Origin of the sequence: Streptomyces sp. NPDC050743, assembly GCF_044456925.1 — a bacterium.
In the GTDB taxonomy this organism is placed as follows: domain Bacteria; phylum Actinomycetota; class Actinomycetes; order Streptomycetales; family Streptomycetaceae; genus Streptomyces.
The window spans coordinates 1-17,272 of the sequence record NZ_JBITGJ010000067.1 but is presented as its reverse complement, the minus strand read 5'-3'; the positions used below and the strand labels follow the sequence as shown (position 1 = coordinate 17,272).

Here is a 17,272-nt window from a genome sequence, read left to right as displayed (position 1 = left end):
GCGCCGCACAGGGGCGCCTGTCGCTCAGCTCAGGGGGCAGCTGGTGAGGAGCGTGGACGCGCTGGCGTCAGGCGGGCGGGGGACGGTGTGGTCGGCCGGCGGGAGGCCGGAGCCGGTGATCCAGCCCTCCAGGGCCCCGAAGGCCGAGTGGTGGCAGGGCAGCATCGGGCGGAGACGGTCGGGGAAGGCGTCGACCAGGGAGTCGGTGTGGGTGCCGTCCTCGATGCGGTAGTAGCGCAGCAGGGCGCCGCGCCCGGCCGCGTGCACCATGCGCGCGTAGACGTCGGAGTCCTGGCTGATCGGCAGCAGCACGTCGAGGGTGCCCTGGATGGTGATCAGCGGTTTGCCGATGCGTCCGGTGAGCGCGATCCGGTCGACGGCGCGGTGGACGGCCGCGGGCCGGGCCGCGTAGTCGTAGTCGGCGTCGCAGCCCGGTGTGCCGGAGGCGCAGAACGGGGTCCCGGCCTCGGTGGCGCCGTCGTAGCCGGGGTCGACTTCCTCCCGGTAGATGCGCTGGGTGAGGTCCCAGTAGACCCGGTAGTGGTACGGCCACAGGAACTCCGAGCCGGCCGGGAAGCCGGCCCGGTGCAGCGCGTCCTCGGCCTCGGCGGCGCCGGGGCCGCCGGCGGCGTACGCGGGGTAGTGGCGCAGGGCCTGCGGCAGGAAGGTGAGCAGGTTGGGGCCGTCGGTGCGCCAGAGGGTGCCTTCCCAGTCGACTCCGCCGTCGTAGAGCTCGGGGTGGTTCTCCAGCTGCCAGCGGACGAGGTAGCCGCCGTTGGACAGGCCGGTGGCGATGGTGCGGGCGGGGGGCCGGTGGTAGCGCTGGGCGACCACGGCGCGGGCCGCGCGGGTGAGCTGAGTGAGGCGGGTGTTCCATTCGGCGATGGCGTCGCCGGGCCGCCGGCCGTCGCGGTAGAAGGCGGTGCCGGTGTTGCCCTTGTCGGTGGCCGCGTAGGCATAGCCGCGTGCGAGCACCCAGTCGGAGATGGCCTTGTCGTTCGCGTACTGCTCGCGGTTGCCGGGTGTCCCGGCGACGACCAGGCCGCCGTTCCAGCGGTCGGGCAGGCGGACGACGAACTGGGAGTCGTGGTGCCAGCCGTGGTCGGTGTTGGTGGTGGAGATGTCCGGGAAGTAGCCGTCGATCTGGATGCCGGGCACGCCGCTGGGCGTGGCCAGGTCCTTGGGGGTGAGTCCGGCGTAGTCGGCCGGGTCGGTGTGGCCGGAGGCCACGGTGCCGGCGGTGGTCAGCTCGTCCAGGCAGTCGGCCTCCTGGTAGGCGGCGCCGGGCACCCGCAGCTGGCTGCGGCCGGCACAGTGGCCATCCGGTGTGCCGGTGGGTGCCGCCGTGGCCGGGGTGGCCAGGAGCAGGCAGACCGCGGTGAGCGAGAGTGCGGGGAGAACGGCTCGGCGGGTGGGCCGTCTGTGCGGTGTGGTCGGCATACGGGTTCCTCCGGCTGTGGGTGGACGCGCTGGAGGCTAGGGGCGGAGTGGGCGTGCCGGACATGTGTGGGGCCGCCATGAAGACGGCCCCGACAGCATCGTCGGCCACCATGACCGACCGTGGCTGACTCGGTGTCAGGGGCAGCCGGTGTCGGCGATGGTGTAGTAACCCGTGGGTGACTCCTTCAGGGTGTGGGTGACGAACGTGTTGTAGAGGCCCATGTTCTGCTGGGACCCCTTGGCGTAGGTGTAGCCGCCGCTGGTGGTTGCCCGTCCGGCCTGCACGTGGGCGTAGTTGCTCGCCGTCCAGCAGGCGGCGCCGCTGCTGCCACCGCCGGTCCCACCGCCGCCCGGATCGGAGGTGTCCAGGCCGAAGAACCGGGCGATCCAGTAGCTGGAGCAGATGGAGGCGGCGAAGTAGGGCGCGCCGGTGCTGCCGCACTGCTGGGCGCCGGTGCCCGGGTCCACCGGGGTGCCGTGCCCGATGCCGGGCACCCGGTCGACCTCGACGGCCACCGTGCCGTCGGCGGCCAGGTACTGGTCCTGCCGGGTGACGTCGGGGCCGATGGTCGTGGTGCGGCTCGGGGTCTGGGAGAGGCCGTGCAGGGCCGTCCACTGGTCGCGCAGCTCCGTGGCGTTGCGCGGGACGACCGTGGTGTCCTGGTCGCCGTACCAGACGGCCGTGCGCGGCCAGGGCCCGGTGTACGAGGGATAGGCGTCCCGCACGCGCTGGGCCCACGCGTCCGGGCTCAGGTCGACGCCCGGGTTCATGCAGGTGTAGGGGCTGTTGTCCTTGGTGCAGTCGTAGGGCAGGCCCGCGACGACCGCGCCGGCGGAGAAGACGTCGGGGTAGGTGGCGAGCATGACGGCGGTCATGGCGCCGCCGGCGGACAGGCCGGTGACGTAGACGCGCTGGGGGTCGGCGCCGTAGGTGGTCACGGCCTGGCTCACCATCTGCCGGATGGAGAGCGCCTCGCCCTGTCCGCGCCGGTTGTCCGTGGTCTGGAACCAGTTGAAGCACTGGCTCGCGTTGTTGGCCGAGCCGGTCTGCGCGAGCACCAGCAGAAAGCCGTCGCGGTCGGCGAGTTGGGGCAGGCCGGAGTTGTCGGCGTAGACCTGCGCGTTCTGGGTGCAGCCGTGCAGGGCCACGACGACCGGCGGGTGCGCGGGCAGGGACGCGGGCCGGTACACGTACATGGTGAGGGCGCCCGGGTTGGATCCGAAGTCGCTCACCTGGGTGAGCGTCACGGAGGCCCGGGCGGCGGGCAGGGGGCCGGCGAGCGCGGTGCCGAGGACGACGGCGACGGCGACGGCGAGCAGACGGGTCAGGAAACGGGGCAGGACGCGGGCGCGGGGTGGCGCTCCGGCTGCTCCTGCGAACGGGGGCGGTGACATGGGCGGCTCCTTCGCGAAACGCGTGTCCCGGCCGCTCGTGCGCAAGGCCGCGTGCACGGCGCCGGGCGTGGCGGAACCGTATGTACGCGTGCGGGCCGCCACCATGGCGCGGGACACCACAGCCGTGACCACGCCCGTCGTCAGCGCGCGCATTGCGGGGCACGGTGCGGTCTGCTACGCCGTCCAGGCCTCGGTCCGCCCGGCGCTCACTCCTCCGGCGTCACCGGGGGCACCACCGCGACCGGGCTCGCCGCGTGCAACAGGACCGCCTGGGTGACCGAGCCCATCATGCGGGCCGGTGCGAGCAGGCGCCGCCGGTGCCGGCCGACGACGACCAGCTCGGCGTCCTTGGAGGCGGCGACGAGATGGCCGGCGGCGTCGCCGGGCAGCGCCTCGGCGTCGGCGCGCACCTCGGGGTGCCGCTCGCGGTGCGGGGCGAGGAAGCCCTCGGCGAGGGCGCGGGTCTCGTTCTCGACGGCGCTCTGGTCGATGTGGGGCGGCACCAGCTGGCCGGGGGCGGACCAGGTCTGCACCGGCCACGGGTAGGCGGCGATCACCTGCACGCGGGCGCCGCGCAGGGCGGCCTCGGTGAAGGCGAGGGCGAGGGCGGCCTCGTCGGGGCTGTCGGCGTGCAGGCCGACCACCACCCGGGGGCCGGGCTCGGCCGGACCCTCGCCGTGCACCTGCCGGCCGGGCCGGGGCACGACGACCACCGGGCACTCGGCGTCCCGGGCGGCGGCGAGCCCGTTGGAGCCGAGCAGCAGGCTGGCGAAGCCGCCGCGGCCCCGGGAGCCGAGGACCAACAGCTGGGCGTCGGCGCCGAGTTCCGGCAGCACGGCACCCGGTACGCCCTCCAGGGCGACGTACTCGACGGCGGGCCCCGCGCCGCGCTCCGCGAGCCGCGAGCGCACGTCGTCCAGCACCGGATCGCCCTCCGCCTCGGGCTGTGCGGCGACCAGCACATCGGCCTGGCCCCAGGCGGCGTACTGCCGCACGTGCACCACCCGCAGCGTCGCGGCGCGGCGGCGGGCGGCGTCGAAGGCCCACTCCAGCGCGCGCAGGCTGTCCTCGGAGCCGTCGACCGCGGCGATGACCGGCGCAGTGCTCATCGTCCCTCACCTTCCGGAGCACGACCTTCCCCTTGCTGGGGCCAGCCTGACGCAGGCATCTGTCCCAGCGGGGTCCTGCCGGTCGCGTGTCCGGAAATCCGCGCGGAACACCCCCGGTTCGGCTGTGGTGTCCGCGCGCTGCCGTTTCGGTGCGGGGCCGGCTCAGGTGAGGTCGAACTCCCCTTCACGGGCCCCGGAGACGAAGGCGCCCCATTCCGCCGGCGTGAAGATCAGGGAAGGGCTCTCCGGACGGCCGCTGTTGCGCATCGCGATGAAGCCCTCGACAAAGGCGATCTGGACATCGCCCAGACCTCGGCTGCTGGACTGCCACTCGGCCTTGCTGAGGTCCAGCTCCGGCTTGTCCCAGCCCGCGAGCGGCTTGTGCTGGGTGGTGGTCTCGGCCACGTCCGTGCTCCTCCCGGTTCGTCGTCCGCGGCTCAGCCTAGCGACCGCTCACGATGCCCAACAGGCCACGTGGGGAGGACTTTCAGGTCTGCGGTGGCCGCGCTCCCACGAGCCACATGGAGAAGAACTGCGAGCCGCCTCCGTAGGCGTGCCCGAGCACCCTGCGGGCGCCGTCCACCTGGTGTTCTCCGGCCTGGCCGCGCACCTGGAGGGCGGCCTCGGCGAAGCGGATCATGCCGGAGGCGCCGATGGGATTGGTGGAGAGCACTCCGCCCGACATGTTGACGGGCAGGTCGCCGTCGAGTTCGGTCACCCCGGACTCGGTGAGCTTCCAGCCCTCGCCCTCCTCCGCGAAGCCCAGGTTCTCCAGCCACATGGGCTCGTACCAGGAGAACGGCACGTACATCTCGACGGCGTCGATGTCCCGGCGCGGGTCGGCGATGCCGGCCTGCCGGTAGACGTCGGCGGCGCAGTCCTTGCCGGCCTGCGGGGAGACGAAGTCCTTGCCCGCGAACAGGGTCGGCTCGCTGCGCATGGCGCCGCCGAGCATCCAGGCGGGCGGGCGGGGTGCGCGGGCGGCTCCGGCGCGGTCGGTGAGGACCATGGCGCAGGCGCCGTCGGAGGACGGGCAGGTCTCGGAGTAGCGGATGGGATCCCACAGCATGGGCGAGGCCTGGACCTTCTCCAGGGTGATGTCGTGCTCGTGCAGGTGGGCGTAGGGGTTCCTCAGGGCGTTGCGCCGGTCCTTGTAGGCGACGAGGGAACCGATGGTGTCGGGGGCGCCGCTGCGCCGCATGTAGGCGCGCACATGCGGGGCGAAGAAGCCGCCGGCGCCGGCGAGCAGGGGCTGCTGGAAGGGGATCGGCAGGGACAGGCCCCACATGGCGTTCGACTCGGACTGCTTCTCGAAGGCGAGGGTGAGCACGGTGCCGTGGACCCGGGCGGCGACCAGGTTCGCGGCCACCAGCGCGGTGGATCCGCCGACCGAGCCGGCGGTGTGCACCCGCAGCATGGGCTTGCCGACGGCACCGAGGGCGTCGGCCAGGTACAGCTCGGGCATCATCACGCCCTCGAAGAAGTCGGGCGCCTTGCCGATGACCACGGCGTCGATGTCGGCCCAGGTCAACTCGGCGTCGTCCAGCGCCCTCAGTGCCGCCTCGCGGACGAGTCCGGCGATCGAGACGTCCCGGCGGGCGGCGACGTGCTTGGTCTGACCGACGCCGACGACGGCCACGGGCTCCTTGCTCATCGCGCATCCCCTTCGAGTACGGCGACCAGGTTCTGCTGCAGGCAGGGGCCTGAGGTGGCGTGGGCGAGGGCGCGGTCGGACGCGCCGCGGTGGATGCGGGCGGCGGCCTCGCCGATGCGGACGAGTCCGGCGGCCATCACCGGGTTGGCGGCGAGGGCGCCCCCGGAGGGGTTGACGCGCACGTCGTCGCCGAGGCGCAGTGCCCGGCGCAGGATCAGCTCCTGCGAGCTGAACGGGGCGTGCAACTCGGCGGTGTCGACGGGCCGTTCGAAGGCGCCGGCCCTTTCGGCGGCGAGCCGGGTGGACGGCGAGTCGGTGAGGTCGCGGACGCCGAGGCCGTGGGCCTCGATGCGGTGGTCGACGCCGCGGATCCAGGCGGGCCGCGCGCACAGCCGGCGGGCCCGCTCCCCCGCCGCGAGGATCACGGCGGCGGCGCCGTCGCCGACGGGCGGGCAGTCGCCGGTGCGCAGCGGCCGTACGACGTAGTCGCCGTGCGGCATGGGGCCCTTGAGCTGGGCGTGCGGGTTGGCTTCCGCGTCCGCGCGGCTGCGGGCGCCGACGGCGGCGAGCGTGGGTTCGTCGGTGTGGCCGGCGTCCATGAGGGCCTGGGCCTGGAGGGCGGCGAGGGCTATGGAGTCGGGCCACAGGGGGGCGACGTAGTAGGGGTCGAGCTGGCGGGTGAGGACGTCCCGCACCGAGCCGGGTGAGCACTTGCCGTAGGAGTAGACGAGCGCGGTGTCGGCGTCGCCGGTGAGCAGTTTGGTCCAGGCCTCGTACAGCGCCCAGGCGCCGTCCATCTCGACGTGCGACTCGGAGATCGGCGGCCAGGCGCCGACGCCGTCGAGGGCGAGGGTGAAGGAGAAGGCGCGGCCGGCGAGGTAGTCGCTGGAGCCGGAGCAGGTGAAGCCGATGTCGGCGGTCCGCAGGCCGGTCTGTGCCAGCACCTCGTGCAGGACGGGCATGAGCATCTCGACCTCGGAGGACTCCTCGGTGGAGCGCCGGTGGTCGGTCTGGGCGAAGGCGACGATCGCGATCTCCCGCGTCACAGCAGCTCCTTGTAGGTGTCGTAGTCGGCGTCGGGTTCGCCGGTGGGCCGGTAGTGGTCGGGGTAGCGGGCGCCCTCGGTCCACACCGGCTCCACGCGCAGGCCCATGCGCACCTGGTCGTAGGGGATGCCGCCGATCCGGGCGTGCAGGGCGAGGTCGGCGCCGTCGAGGGCGATGTGCGCGTAGACGTAGGGCACCTCGATGTCGAGGTTCTTCGCCTTGATGTTGACGATGCAGTAGGTGGTGACGGTGCCACGGGGACCGACTTCGACCTGTTCCGCTGTGGCCACGCCACATGTGGGGCACGCACCCCTCGGGGGGACGTACACCTTGCGGCAGGAGGGGCAGCGTTCGCCGACGGTCCGCTGTTCGGAGAGGGCGCCTATGTAGGCGGACTGGGCGCGGCCGGGTGAGTAGGTGTAGTCGAGGCGGGCGGGGGCGACGATGCCGGTGAGCGGGTTGTCGAACTCGCCGGTGTGGCCGCCGGGTTCTTCGGGTTCTCCGTCGTACGGTTCGAAGCAGGCGATGTCGGTGATGGCGCCGGTGCGCTCGGCGGCCCAGCGGATGCGGACCCGCATGCCGGTGTGCACGGAGTCGGGGCCGGGTGCGTCGAGGGCGTGCAGCAGGGCGGTGTCGGCGCCGTCGAGCCGGACGAGGACCCAGGCGAAGGGCGCGGCGAGGGGCTGGCCGCGGCGCGGTTCGTGGTTCCACGCCCAGGTGGTGACGGTGCCGGTGGGGGCAACCTGCACCAGGTCGCGGAGTTCCTCGGCGGTGACGGGGTCGTACTCGACGGGCGGGACGAGGGTGCGTCCGTCGGTCGTCTTCACGCCGAGGACGACGCGTTCGCGCAGGCCGGTGAGGAAGGCGCTCTGGACGGGGCCGAGGGAGCGGGTGAAGGGGAATTCGACGACGAGGGGTGCTTTGAGGACTTCGGGCATCGGGGCTTGCCTCCTTGGGAAGGGCGGCGAGGTCGCGCCCAGCGCTACGCACGCTTGTAGACGGGGGGCCGCTTCTCCGCGAAGGCGCGGGCGCCTTCCTTGGCGTCGGCGGTGTCGAAGACCGGCCAGCCGCACGTGAGTTCGGCCGCGAGCCCGTCGGTCTCCGTCATCTCGGCGGTCTCGTAGACCGACGCTTTGACGGCCTCGACGGCGAGTGGGGCGCAGGCGTTGATCCGGTCGGCGATCTCCAGGGCTTGGCCGAGGGCGGTGCCGTCGGGGACGACATGGCCGATCAGGCCGATGTCCGCTGCCTCCCGGGCGCAGTACGGCCGTCCGGTGAGCAGCATCTCCAGGGCGTGGGTGCGCGGGATCTGGCGTTGCAGCCGGACGGTGGAGCCGCCGATCGGGAACAGCCCGCGCCTGACCTCGAACAGTCCGAAGGTCGCGGACTCGCCGGCGACCCGGATGTCGGTGCCCTGGAGGATCTCGGTGCCGCCCGCGACGCAGTACCCCTCGACGGCGGCGATGACCGGTTTGCGCGGGCGATGGTGGCGCAGCATCGCCTTCCAGTGCAGGTCGGGATCGGCCTTGAGCCGGTGGCGGTACTGCTCGCCTGCCATCCCCTTCCCGGCCAGGGCCTTGAGGTCCATTCCGGCGCAGAAGGAGCCGCCGGCCCCGGTGAGCACGATCGAGCGGATCTCGTCGTCCGCGTCGGCCTCGAGCCAGCCGTCGTACAGGCCGACGAGCATGGGAAGCGAGAGCGCGTTCCTGGCGTCGGGCCTGTTGAGCGTGAGCACGAGTGTGGCGCCCTCGCGCCGCACGGTGAGGTGTTCCGTCCCGCCCATGGGCTTGTCTCCCCTCGGTGAGAACGAGAACAGGTTGCAGTAGGCGACGAGCCACTTCAAGGGAGCTTCAGAGGTTTTCTGACGAGCAGTCAGATTTATTCGGTGCGGGCCCTTCCCAGTTGCCGCGCGCTTTGCTCTGATGACCGGCGTACCGACCGATGCGCCTTTGTTCGCCAGGACTGCCGGGGTCAGGAGGAGCGGTGGAGTACAACCTTGCCGACCTGTTCGAGTCGGTCGTCGACGTGGTCCCGGACCGCGAGGCGCTCGTGTACGTCGACCATCCCGGCACCGGCGCGGAGCGGCGCCTGACCTACGCGGAGCTGGACGCGGCCGCCAACCGCGTCGCCCACCACCTGATCGACAGCGGAATACGGCCCGGCGAACACCTCGGCCTCCACCTGTACAACGGCGTCGAGTACCTGCAGACGGTGCTGGCCTGCCTGAAGGCGCGCATCGTCCCGGTGAACGTCAACTACCGCTACGTCGAGGAGGAGTTGGTCTATCTCTACCGGGACGCCGATCTGGTCGCGCTGGTCTTCGACGCGGAGTTCGCGGACCGGGTCGCGGCGGCGCTGCCGCGGGCGCCGAAGCTGCGGCACCTGCTGCGGGTGGGCCCGGAGGCGGGCGCGGTGCCCGGGGCGGTGCCGTACGCCGAGGCGGAGGCATCCGGCTCGCCGGCCCGGGGCTTCATGGCCCGCTCCGCCGACGACCAGTTCATCATCTACACCGGCGGCACGACGGGCATGCCCAAGGGCGTGATGTGGCGCCAGGAGGACCTGTTCTTCGCCGGGCTCGGCGGCGGGGCGCCGACCGGGGAGCCGGTGAAGACACCGCAGGAGCTGGCCGAGCGGGTCGCCGCCGGGGGCTCCGGGATCACCTTCTTCCCCACTCCCCCGCTGATGCACGGCACCTCCACGCTGACGGCGTTCATCGGCTTCAACTTCGGCCAACGCGTCGTCCTGCACCGCAAGTTCGTGGCGGAGGAGGTGCTGCGGACCGTCGAGAAGGAGAAGGTCACCGCCATGTCGCTGGTCGGCGACGCGATGCTCCGGCCGCTGATCGACGCGCTGAGCGGACCGCTCAAAGGGACGGACTGTTCGGCCCTGTTCAGCGTGTCCTCGTCGGGTGCGGTCATGTCGGAGACGGTGCGCAGGCAGTTCGGGGAGCTGGTCCCGAACGCCGTGCTGCTCAACAACTTCGGCTCCTCCGAGTCCGGTTTCAACGGTACGGCGACGGAGGACTCGGGCCCCGAGCGGGGCTTCCGCCTGCGGGTCAACTCCCGTACCCGCGTGGTGGATCCGGTGACTCGCGAGCCGGTCACGGCGGGCGGGACCGGCCGGGTCGCGCAGTGCGGACACGTCCCGCTCGGCTACTACAACGACCCGCGGAAAACAGCCGAGACGTTCTTCGAGAAGGACGGGCAGCGCTGGGTCCTGCTCGGCGACATGGCGACGGTCGACGAGGACGGCGTGGTCACCGTGCTCGGCCGGGGCTCGCAGTGCATCAACACCGGAGGCGAGAAGGTCTATCCGGAGGAGGTCGAGCAGGCGCTCAAGGCGCATCCGGACGTGTACGACGCGTTGGTCGCCGGGGTCCCGGACGCCACCTGGGGCAACCATGTGGCGGCCGTGGTACAGCTGCGCGAGGGAGCCTCGCACCCCTCGCTGGCCGACATCCAGAGCCACTGCCGTACCCGGCTGGCCGGCTACAAGATCCCCCGCCAGCTGGTGATCACCGACTCCATCCAGCGGTCCCCGAGCGGCAAGGCCGACTACCGGTGGGCCCGCGAGGTCGCGGTGGCGGCCGACCGGCGGTGACGCACCGGGGTGTCCCACCGCCCCCACCACCCGATAGCACTACTCTGTGCGCACGATCGACCCGACTCGACTACTTTGGGTGACTGTCGGTTGGTCGAGTTGTGCCGGTTCCGGCCTTCCGCACCGACATCGGGCCACGCACGGAAGGATCTCGGGGTGTCTCATCACACGCCTGGTCACCTGCCGGGGAGCGCAGACGATACGGACAGTGGCCCGGAGCGAGCCGGGGACCCTCCGACGGCCGGGGATCCGGCGGCGGCCAGGGATCCGGCGACGGCCGGGGATCCGGTGATGGCCGGGGATTTCCCGACGGCCGGGGAGGCGGAGCCGGCCGGAGCACCCGGCCGGACCGGACTGCGCGCGCGTGTCGCGCGGGGCCTGGCGCTGGCGGCCAAGGCCGGCCGGCTCGGCGGGCGCGCCCGCAGCGGGCGGGGCTCGGGCACCGGAGCCTACTGGACCGACGGGCCCCGCCCTCGCCCGCAGGACACGGCCACGACGGCCGGCCGGCTCGTGGGGCGGGGACACATCGTGCGGGGCCTGGCCGCGCTCGCCGGTCCGCCCGGCAGGCGGACTCGCATCGCCCGGTCCGTGGCCATGGGCTCGGGCGTCCTCGCCGTCGCCGTCCTGCTCGTGGCACTGCTGCTGCCGAACCTGCCCGACCGGCTCACTCCGGCCGCGTTCGTGCGTCTGCCGGCCGAGGGCATCCTGCTCGCCGCCGTGCTGCTCGTGCTGCCGCCCCGGGCGAGGCGGGCCGGGGCGGCGGCCTTCGGCCTGCTGATCGGGCTGATCACGCTCCTCAAGTGCCTGGACATCGGCTTCTACTCGGTGCTGTACCGCCCCTTCGACCCGGTGCTGGACTGGGGTCTGCTGGGCAACGCCGCGGACTATCTGCGGGAGACCTCCGGGCGGGCCGGTGAGCTGCTCGCCATCGCCGGCGCCGTCCTCCTCGCGGTCACCGTCCTCGCCCTGACCGCGGGGGCGACGGTCCGCCTGGCCACCCTGATGGCCCGGCACCGCGCCCGGTCCGTCCACGTCGTCCTGGTGCTGAGCACCGCCTGGATCACCTGTGTCGTGCTCGGGCTGCAGACGGGCGCCGGGCCCGTCGCCTCCACGCTCGACGCCGGCCTCCTCGGCGAGCGCGCCAAGCAGGTCCGCGTCTCCCTCGCCGACGCCCGGCTCTTCCAGCGCCAGGCCTCCCACGACGCCTTCGCCCACACCCCCTCGGACCAGCTGCTGACCGGCCTGCGCGGCAAGGACGTGCTGTTCACGTTCGTCGAGAGCTACGGCCGGTCGGCGATCGAGGACCCGGCGATGGGCCCGCGGATCGGCACGGTCCTCAAGGAGAGCGACGACGCCCTGAAGGCCGCCGGATTCCGGGCCCGCAGCGGCTGGCTGCGCTCACCGGTGACCGGTGGCGGCAGCTGGCTGGCCCACTCGACCTTCCTGTCCGGCCTGTGGATCAGCAACCAGCAGCGGTTCCGCAGTCTCACCTCCAGCGACCGGACGACCCTCACCGGCGCGTTCCGCAGGACCGGTGCCTGGCGCACGGTCGGTGTCGTGCCGGGGGTGCTGGTGGCCTGGCCGGAGGGCCGCTTCTTCGGCCTGGACCACGTCTACGACGGCCATCACCTCGACTACCACGGCCCGGCCTTCGGCTGGTCGCAGGTGCCGGACCAGTTCACCCTGCAGACGTTCCAGCGGCGGGAGTTCGGCAATCGGGGCCGGGGCCCGCTGATGGCGGAGATCATCCTCACCTCGAGCCACTACCCCTGGGCGCCCGTGCCCCGGATGGTCGACTGGGCGAAACTGGGCGACGGGTCGGTCTTCCGGCAGATCAGACGCGAGGGCAAGTCGCAGGAGGAGGTCTGGAAGAACGCGGAGAGCGTGCGCACCGAATACCGCACCTCCATCGAGTACTCGCTGAACAGCCTCGTCGGTTTCCTGCGGCGCTACGGCAACGACAACACGGTCCTGGTCTTCCTGGGCGACCACCAGCCCGTGCCGACCGTGACCGGGAACAGCCCCCGCAAGGACGTCCCGGTCACCGTCGTCGCCCGTGACCCCAAGGTGCTGGACCGGATCTCCGGCTGGGGCTGGACCGAGGGCCTGAAGCCCGCCGCCGACGCGCCCATCTGGCCGATGGACGGCTTCCGCGACCGGTTCCTGAAGGCGTTCGGACCACAACCGGGCTGAAGCCGCAGGTGAGGACGGCCATCGAGCGCGTCCGCGCGGGTGGTCGTCGACCGCTTCCCTGTGGGTGGTCATCCGTCGAGGAACTCCGCTACCACGGTGAGGAACTCCTCGGGACGGGTCTCGTGCACCAGGTGCCCCGCGTCCACCGTCACCAGCGAGGCGTCCGGGATCAGGCGGGCGAGCTGCGCGACCTGGTCCTGCGGGATGAGACTGGTGGGGCCGCCCCCGATGACCAGCGTCGGCACGGTGATCCGGTCCATGTGGTCCCACCACACAGGATCGGGTGCGTTGCGCTGCTCGTCGGTGGCCCGCACCATCGCCCAGTCGAACGGCGGCTCTCCCGCGGGCCGTTCGGCGGGCGGCCGGGGCGGGTCGAGCGGCACGGGTGCGCAGACGTCCTCCAGCACCAGCCTTCGTACGACACCGGGGTGACGCTGGGCCAGCAGATAGGCGACGAGACCGCCCAGCGAATGGCCCACGACATCGGCTCCGTCGAGACCGAGGGCGGTCAGCAGGGCGAGGACGTCGTCGCTCATCGCCTCGGCCCGGTAGTCCCCCGGCCAGTCGCTGTGTCCGTGGCCGCGCAGGTCGGGGGCGTACACCCGGCGTGGCCGCGGGGGCGCCGCGAGCCGTTGGGCGATGTGCGTCCAGTCCGCGCCGTCCGCGCCCCGGCAGTGCAGCAGCACGACGGGCGGGGCGTCCGCCGGCCCCCAGGACCGGCAGGCCAGGGTGATGCCGTTCGCCTCGACGGTGTACGGCGCAGCGGTCTCCATGCCGGGCACGCTAGCCGGGCTGTCCGGCCCCGGCCCCCTGCTCTGCCGAGGGCAGAGCGGCGCCCGCCGGCCCGTCGAGGAAGGCGAGGGTGCGTTTCAGGAACCACTCCGGGTCGTCCAGCCAGGGGTAGTGACCAGCGCCCGGCTGGACGGCGACCTCGGCGTTCGGGAAAGCCTCGACGGCACGGCGGACCAGGTCCGGGCGCGGGCCGCCGTCGAGTTCCCCGGCGTGGAGGAGGACCGGCGCGGTCAGTTCGGCGAGGGCGGTGCGGGTCGCGTCCGGGGAGAAGGCACCCTCGCCGAAGTAGCGGTCCGCCGCCTCCTCGTTCGTCTGCTGTACTTCGGCGTCCGTGTGCGCCCTGGCCGCGTCGTCCCAGCGGCCGTAGAAGAACGGCAGGAACACGTCGTCGAAGTCCGCCTCCCCCGCCAGCCAGGCCCGGAAGGCCGGGAACGCCTCCGCGAACCACGGCTCCCGCGCGCGCAGCCGGGCCGCGGACAGCCGGTCCTCGGGGGACGCCCGCAGGCCCAGGGCGGACGGGTTGGGCGTGATGAGCAGCAGCCGCCGTATCCGCTGCGGGTGGCGGGCCGCGTAGAGCATGGCGAGGGCCGCGCCCGCCGAGTGCGCGAGCAGATCCATGTGTTCCAGGCCCATGTGCGCACGCCACACCTCGACGTCCTCGACCATGCGGTCGCACCGGTACGACGCCGGGTCCGCCGGCGGCGCGGAGTCCCCGGTGCCCCGCAGGTCCAGCAGGGCCAGGCGGCGGTGCGCGGCGAGCCCCCCGAGGTCTCCGAGGTAGGCGGAGGCGCGCATGGGGCCGCCGGGCAGGACGGCGAGGGGTTCGCCGGCGCCCCGCAGGTGGTAGGCGAGCCGGGTGCCGTCGGTTGTGGTGAGGGTCGGCATGGTCTTGATCATGTCGGTCGCCCCTGGAGCGGCGCAACGCTTTACCCTCCGGGGCGCCGGGGCGCGCGCGTCCCGGGTGATGTCCGGCACCCGTGGCCACGCCGGCCGGGCCGCCTCCAGATCGTGCGACGCCCATCATTCCAGAAAGGCGAACGGGTCGTACGCGTGCCCGGTCGCCGCGTCGAAGGCGTCCACGAGCGGCGCAGAAAATCTTCGCAGCCCTCTTGCCTGGAGCCGCATGGCCTGAATTACTGACCCCGAACGGATCGACCGAATGATCGGTCGTCCGGTATGTGAGTGCGGCGAGGGAGGCGACTCGATGGCGGATGCGACGGACCTGTTCGACGCGGGCGAACGGCTCGGACCCGGGGAACTGCGGGAGCTCCAGCTGGAGCGACTGCGCACTTCGCTGCGGCACGCCTACGACAACGTGCCGTTCTACCGGGAGTCCTTCGACAAGGCCGGCGTCCACCCCGAGGACTGCCGCTCCCTCGCCGATCTGGCTCGCTTCCCCTTCACGACCAAGGCCGACCTCAGGGAGAACTACCCGTACGGGATGTTCGCCGTGCCGCGCGAGCGCATTCGCCGGCTGCACGCCTCCAGCGGCACCACCGGGCGCCCCACGGTGGTCGGCTACACCGACAACGACCTTTCCATGTGGGCCGACATGGTGGCACGGTCGATCCGGGCGGCCGGCGGGCGGCCCGGTGACATCGTGCACGTGGCCTACGGCTACGGGCTGTTCACCGGCGGTCTGGGCGCCCACTACGGTGCCGAGCGCCTGGGCTGTACGGTCGTCCCGGCCTCCGGCGGTATGACGGCCCGGCAGGTGCAGCTGATCCAGGATCTTCAGCCGGCCGTCATCATGGTGACCCCGTCCTACATGCTCACGCTGCTGGACGAGTTCGAGCGGCAGGGCGTGGATCCGCGCGGCACGTCGCTGCGCGTGGGCGTCTTCGGGGCCGAGCCCTGGACCGAGCAGATGCGGCGCGAGATCGAGGAGCGGTTCGCGATCGACGCCGTGGACATCTACGGGCTGTCCGAGGTGATCGGCCCGGGTGTGGCGCAGGAGTGCGTGGAGACCAAGGACGGGCTGACGATCTGGGAGGACCACTTCTATCCGGAGGTGGTCGACCCGATCACGGGTGAGGTGCTGCCGGAGGGCGAGCAGGGCGAGCTGGTGTTCACCTCCCTCACCAAGGAGGCCATGCCGATCATCCGGTACCGCACCCGGGACCTCACCCGGCTGCTGCCCGGCACGGCCCGGGCGTTCCGGCGGATGGAGAAGATCACCGGGCGCAGTGACGACATGGTCATCCTGCGCGGAGTCAACCTCTTCCCGACCCAGATAGAGGAGATCGTGCTCCGCACGCCCGGCGTGGCGCCCCACTTCCAGCTCCGGCTGACCCGGGACGGCCGGCTGGACCGGCTCACCGTCCGGGCCGAGGCCCGCCCGGACGCTGACCCGGATGCGCGGGACGCGGCGGCCCGGTCCATCTGCGCGGCCGTCAAGGACGGGATCGGGGTGTCGGTCGACGTGGAGATCGTGGAGCCGGAGTCCCTGGAGCGCTCGGTCGGCAAGATCCGCCGGATCGTGGACCTGCGGCCTCGGGCCTGAGAGCGAGGGTCACCGGATACGGGTGCGGCGGCGAGGGCAGGCCGTGGCGTACCTCCTCCCGACCCTGCGCCGCCCAGGCACGGCCAACGCGGTGGAGGAGCTGCCTGACGCCGAGGCCCAGGCCACCTGGGTACGACAGTGCGACACCTGCCCCGCACAGATCCGCGACGCGACGGCCGGCCTGGCGCGTACGGCACAGGAGCCGCGCGAGGCGATCCACCGAACGATCAGTGCCGCACGCGCCGGCCGTACCCCCGATGCACCGCCGCGGGCACGGGCCAGCCAGGCCGTGGCACACGCCGTGCCGGTGCCGACCCTCGCCCTGCGTGGGCGGCCGGTCCGGCACGCCGAGGGCTTGCGCCCGAGCGGATTGCGGGGCGCTCTTCCTGGCCACCTCCCGGCGTGGGTCGTATCGACGTACCCCGAAACATCGGTGCGGCCGTATACTGCGAACCCATGACGGACACCGCCCCCACCCCGGACCCCGACCTGGTCAACGCGCTGCGGGCGCTGTCCAATCCGATGCGGCTGCAGATGCTGCGCTGGCTGCGCGAGCCCGAGCGGCACTTCCCGATGGAGACGGCCATCGCCGATCCGGCCGAGGTGGGTGTGTGCGTGAGCCACATCCAGGCCAAGGCGGGCCTGGCCCAGTCGACGGTGTCGACCTATATGGCGGAACTCCAGCGCGCGGGCCTGGTCCGGGCCACCCGCGTGGGCAAGTGGACCCACTACAAGCGGGATGAACAGCGCATAGCCGACCTGGTCACGGAGCTGGGGCGGTCCCTCTAGCCCACCCGGCGTCACCCGCGCCGACCGCGCCTTGCATTTCATATCGAGAATCTGCGATATTCCGAAACATCGCACCGAGTCGACGCGCAGGGAGAGACACGATGGCGATGAAGAACGGCCTCGACCTCGGCACGTTCGGGATCTACACCTTCGACTTCGAGCAACAGCCGGCCGCGCGGATCCGGGACTCGGTCCAGGAGCTGGAGGATCTGGGCTGGCGGGCCGTGTGGATCCCGGAATTGCTCGGGCGGGACGCGTTCACGCACGCCGGGTTCCTGCTCGCTTCGACGCGGCGGCTCGGGGTCGTGAACGGCATCGCCCGGATCTGGTCCCGGCAGGCGACCTGGGCACACGGTGCCGCCGTGCTGCTCGCGGACGCCTATCCGGGGCGGCATGTGCTCGGCCTGGGCTTCGGCGGTCAGCCTCGCCCGGGGGTCAAGCCCCTCGCCGCGATGGCCGGGTACCTCGACGAGATGGACGCCATGCAGACGCCCAACCCCCGCCCGGCACAGCCCGTCCGGCGCCTGTTGGCCGCCTACGGCCCCAAGATGCTGGAGCTGGCCCGCGACCGCGCCGAGGGGGCCCAGACCTACCACTTGAAGGCTCCCCTCCCTGAAGGGAGGGGATGCGTCGCCCTCCAGGGCTGAGCGGGGATCTACGGCTCAGGCCGCCACCGGAGCCGGCGGCTCGGGTGGTCTTACGCCCTCGACACCGTCCGGGTTCCAACCTGCCCGGACCAGCATCACGCGGG

The 17,272-nt window shown here is 72.5% G+C and carries 16 protein-coding genes; 6 read left to right on the top strand and 10 right to left on the bottom strand.

Going from position 1 to position 17,272, the window contains the following annotated elements; all coding sequences use genetic code 11:
- Positions 1-24: 24 nt before the first annotated feature.
- From ACIBJF_RS38530 to ACIBJF_RS38495, 8 genes are all read right to left on the bottom strand, one after another.
- A complete protein-coding gene (locus ACIBJF_RS38530; RefSeq protein WP_399181029.1) occupies positions 25-1,440 on the bottom strand; it encodes a 3-hydroxybutyrate oligomer hydrolase family protein in 1,416 nt (471 codons plus the stop codon).
- Between the two features lie 135 nt (positions 1,441-1,575).
- Positions 1,576-2,835 (bottom strand): alpha/beta hydrolase family esterase, encoded by a 1,260-nt coding sequence (locus tag ACIBJF_RS38525; protein ID WP_399181070.1) that lies wholly within the window; start codon positions 2,833-2,835, stop codon positions 1,576-1,578.
- 206 nt (positions 2,836-3,041) lie between these two features.
- Positions 3,042-3,944, bottom strand: a complete 903-nt coding sequence (locus tag ACIBJF_RS38520) for a universal stress protein (protein WP_399181028.1) — start codon at positions 3,942-3,944, stop codon at positions 3,042-3,044.
- Positions 3,945-4,106: 162 nt separating this feature from the next.
- Positions 4,107-4,349 (bottom strand): DUF397 domain-containing protein, encoded by a 243-nt coding sequence (locus ACIBJF_RS38515; RefSeq protein WP_055704613.1) that lies wholly within the window; start codon positions 4,347-4,349, stop codon positions 4,107-4,109.
- An 82-nt stretch (positions 4,350-4,431) separates the two neighbouring features.
- Positions 4,432-5,598, bottom strand: coding sequence for a thiolase domain-containing protein (locus ACIBJF_RS38510; RefSeq protein WP_399181026.1), 1,167 nt, complete (start codon positions 5,596-5,598; stop codon positions 4,432-4,434).
- Positions 5,595-6,644 carry a thiolase domain-containing protein gene (locus ACIBJF_RS38505; RefSeq protein ID WP_399181024.1) on the bottom strand — a complete coding sequence of 350 codons (1,050 nt, stop codon included), beginning with the start codon at positions 6,642-6,644 and terminating at the stop codon, positions 5,595-5,597. Before ACIBJF_RS38505 ends, ACIBJF_RS38510 begins: the two co-directional genes overlap by 4 nt.
- Positions 6,641-7,582, bottom strand: coding sequence for a Zn-ribbon domain-containing OB-fold protein (locus ACIBJF_RS38500; RefSeq protein WP_399181022.1), 942 nt, complete (start codon positions 7,580-7,582; stop codon positions 6,641-6,643). Before ACIBJF_RS38500 ends, ACIBJF_RS38505 begins: the two co-directional genes overlap by 4 nt.
- Before the next feature lie 44 nt (positions 7,583-7,626).
- Positions 7,627-8,427, bottom strand: coding sequence for a crotonase/enoyl-CoA hydratase family protein (locus tag ACIBJF_RS38495; protein WP_399181021.1), 801 nt, complete (start codon positions 8,425-8,427; stop codon positions 7,627-7,629).
- Between the two features lie 200 nt (positions 8,428-8,627).
- Between ACIBJF_RS38495 and ACIBJF_RS38490 the strand changes: the two genes are divergently transcribed.
- Positions 8,628-10,244 carry an acyl-CoA synthetase gene (locus ACIBJF_RS38490; RefSeq protein WP_399181019.1) on the top strand — a complete coding sequence of 539 codons (1,617 nt, stop codon included), beginning with the start codon at positions 8,628-8,630 and terminating at the stop codon, positions 10,242-10,244.
- Positions 10,245-10,535: 291 nt separating this feature from the next.
- Positions 10,536-12,437, top strand: a complete 1,902-nt coding sequence (locus tag ACIBJF_RS38485) for a sulfatase (protein ID WP_399181017.1) — start codon at positions 10,536-10,538, stop codon at positions 12,435-12,437.
- A 68-nt stretch (positions 12,438-12,505) separates the two neighbouring features.
- Here the strand turns inward: ACIBJF_RS38485 and ACIBJF_RS38480 are convergent, their stop codons facing one another.
- Entirely contained in the window at positions 12,506-13,210 is a 705-nt protein-coding gene (locus tag ACIBJF_RS38480) for an alpha/beta fold hydrolase (protein WP_399181016.1), read from the bottom strand.
- Positions 13,211-13,220: 10 nt separating this feature from the next.
- Positions 13,221-14,114, bottom strand: a complete 894-nt coding sequence (locus ACIBJF_RS38475; RefSeq protein ID WP_399181068.1) for an alpha/beta fold hydrolase — start codon at positions 14,112-14,114, stop codon at positions 13,221-13,223.
- Positions 14,115-14,433: 319 nt separating this feature from the next.
- Here ACIBJF_RS38475 and paaK point away from each other — a divergent pair, with 319 nt between their 5' ends.
- The 4 genes from paaK to ACIBJF_RS38455 all read left to right on the top strand — a co-directional run bounded on the left by paaK (position 14,434) and on the right by ACIBJF_RS38455 (position 17,168).
- Positions 14,434-15,732 carry a phenylacetate--CoA ligase PaaK gene (gene paaK / locus ACIBJF_RS38470; RefSeq protein ID WP_399181014.1) on the top strand — a complete coding sequence of 433 codons (1,299 nt, stop codon included), beginning with the start codon at positions 14,434-14,436 and terminating at the stop codon, positions 15,730-15,732.
- A 22-nt stretch (positions 15,733-15,754) separates the two neighbouring features.
- Positions 15,755-16,192: an ABATE domain-containing protein gene (locus ACIBJF_RS38465; RefSeq protein ID WP_399181012.1), complete on the top strand. Its 438-nt coding sequence runs from the start codon at positions 15,755-15,757 to the stop codon at positions 16,190-16,192.
- Positions 16,189-16,521: an ArsR/SmtB family transcription factor gene (locus ACIBJF_RS38460; RefSeq protein WP_399181010.1), complete on the top strand. Its 333-nt coding sequence runs from the start codon at positions 16,189-16,191 to the stop codon at positions 16,519-16,521. The genes ACIBJF_RS38465 and ACIBJF_RS38460 overlap by 4 nt, the downstream gene beginning before the upstream one ends.
- A 101-nt stretch (positions 16,522-16,622) precedes the next feature.
- A complete protein-coding gene (locus tag ACIBJF_RS38455) occupies positions 16,623-17,168 on the top strand; it encodes an LLM class flavin-dependent oxidoreductase (RefSeq protein ID WP_399181009.1) in 546 nt (181 codons plus the stop codon).
- Positions 17,169-17,272 lie beyond the last annotated feature (104 nt).